General features: G+C 30.2%; 1 protein-coding gene and 1 pseudogene. Both read left to right on the top strand.

What is annotated here, in order from left to right; translation table 11 throughout:
- Nucleotides 1-306: pseudogene (locus ACH2BO_RS09215) on the top strand (dGTPase); the annotation flags it as partial.
- Between the two features lie 97 nt (nucleotides 307-403).
- Nucleotides 404-2641, top strand: a 2238-nt coding sequence (locus ACH2BO_RS09210) for a M36 family metallopeptidase (RefSeq protein WP_395044457.1), incomplete at its 3' end; no start/stop codon positions are given.

Raw genomic sequence — 2641 nt, 5'->3', positions numbered from 1 at the left:
AAAGCACAAATTGATGATATAATTAAAATTAGCGTTAAAAATATTTATCAAAGTAGAGAAGTTATAGAAAAAGAACTGTCTGGTTATCAAATAATTAATAATTTATTAGATAAATTTATTACTGCATATTTAAATAATGATGACGGAAACCCTACAAACTACGATAAACTATTGTTAAATATTCTTCCAGAGAAATATATGTTACAAAAAGAAAGTTTATACGAAAAATTACTCTTAATGTGCCATTTTGTTTCCATGTTAACAGATAGTAAAGCACTATTGTACAACAAAATAATTTCAGCATAAATTGTTAATTTTTTGATTTTCAAATTTTATTATTGTTTTTGCATTAAAAATAAATTAAGTTTGTGTCAATATTATATTAATTAATTACCAAAAACCTATGAAAAAAATTACTTTATTAGTAGTATTTTTATTTTCTATTCTAGGATATTCTCAAACTCCTTTAGAAAAGATAAAAAGTTATATGAACGATAATCGTTCAAAGTTCGCATTGCAAAATCAAGACATAGCCGATTTAGTTATTGTTAACGATTTTAGTTCAGAATCTACAGGGATTTTTAACTACCATGTAAAACAAAAATATTCAGGTATAGAAATTTTGAGTTCAGATTCTAATTTTTGGATAAAAAATGGAGAAGTTATTAATGGTGGCGATGAATTTATTGCAAATATTAGTCAAAAAATTAATCAAACGCAACCAAGTTTAGATGTTACAGCTGGTTTTGTTAAAGCATTGTCTAGTTTAAAAAACACTTCTTTAATTTCTTTTCAAATAATTGAAAGTAAAGGAAATGATTACAAGTTAAGCAACGGAAATCTTGATGAAAACCCAATAAGTGCGAAACTTATATATTTTACTACAACAGAAAATGTTTTAAAATTAGCTTGGGATTATGAATTTTATTCTCAAAATTTTAATCATTTATGGAGAATTAAAGTTGATGCTACAGATGGAAAAATTTTAGAACAAAGAGATTTAGTAATTTCTTGTAAATTTGATTCTAATCATAAAAACCATAACCATAACTTAAATAGCGATTTATTTAATAAAACTTTCTTTAAGGACAATTCTAATTTAGCTTACAATCCTGGTACAACTCAGTACAGAGTAATACCATTTAATTATGAAAGTCCAAATCATATAGAAAGACAATTAGTAGTAAATCCAGAATTTATTACTAATGCTTCTCCTAAAGGTTGGCATGATACAAATTCATCAACCGGAACATCAGCAACACTTAGATATAATATTACTAGAGGTAATAATGTTTGGGCTAGAAATGATTTTTCTGGAACAGGCTCTGTAGTATCTCCAAACGGTACAAGTCCAAGTGGAGGAACATATCCTAATTTAACTTTTGATTTTCCTTATGGAGGAACTTCAGCTGTTGCTTCAACTTATATAAATGCTGCAAATACTAATTTATTTTACATGAATAATGTAATGCACGATTTGTGGTATCAATACGGATTTAATGAAGCCAATAAAAATTTTCAAGCAAACAACTATGGTCGTGGTGGTTCTCAAGGCGATTATGTAATTGCAGATGCCCAAGATGGTTCTCAAGCGGCTACACCAAATTTAAATAATGCAAATTTTTCTGCTGCAACAGATGGTACTTCTGGTAGAATGCAAATGTATTTATGGGATGTTGGTCCGCCATTTTTTATAGTAAATTCTCCAGCAGATATTGCTGGTGGAAAAGTTGCAAGAAACAATTCATTTAGTCCTGGTAATGTTGCAATACCAAGCAGTCCAAGTCCAATAGTTTCAGATTTAGTCTTATACAATGACGCAGTTGGAGATGGCGCAGATGCTTGTCAACCTGTAGTAAATGCTACTCAAATTTCAGGTAAGATTGTAGTAATTAGAAGAGGTGATTGTACTTTTGCTTTTAAAGTTAAAGCAGCACAAAATGCTGGTGCCATTGGAGTAATAATTGTTAACAATGTTAATACTGGTGCGATTGGAATGTCTGGTGCAGATGCAACTATTACAATACCTGCAATAAGTGTGTCATTGGAAGTTGGGCAAGAGTTAATCACAAGAATGCAAACAGAAACAGTAAATGCTAAATTTGAAAAATCATCTTCATTTATAAATACTGATGGAGATTTTGATAACGGAATTGTTGCTCACGAATACGGTCACGGAATTTCTGGAAGATTATCTGGAAGTTGTTTAGATAGTTCAGAACAACAAGGAGAAGGTTGGTCTGACTGGTTTTGGTTAATGATGCAAATAAAAACTGGGGATACAAGAAATGGTTCTAGAGGAATTGGAACTTTTGCAGAAAATGAACCTGTAGATGGTGGTGGAATAAGAAGGTATAAATATTCTACAGATATGGCTGTAAATCCTCATACTTTTGGCGCAACAAACACTATGTTTTTTACAGATGCCGATGGAATTGAATTTATAGATGTACATTCTGTTGGATCTGTTTGGGCAGCAACATTGTGGGATTTAGCTTGGAATTATATTGATAAATATGGTTATGATTCTAATTTATATACTGGAACTGGTGGAAACAATAAAGTAATGAGACTAGTTTTAGATGCTATTAAACTTGACGGTTGTAGTCCATCTTTTATTTCTGCTAGAAATGCAATTATT

It is taken from the genome of Flavobacterium sp., assembly GCF_043773265.1.
In the GTDB taxonomy this organism is placed as follows: domain Bacteria; phylum Bacteroidota; class Bacteroidia; order Flavobacteriales; family Flavobacteriaceae; genus Flavobacterium.
This window is presented reverse-complemented; position numbering and strand designations above follow the sequence as displayed.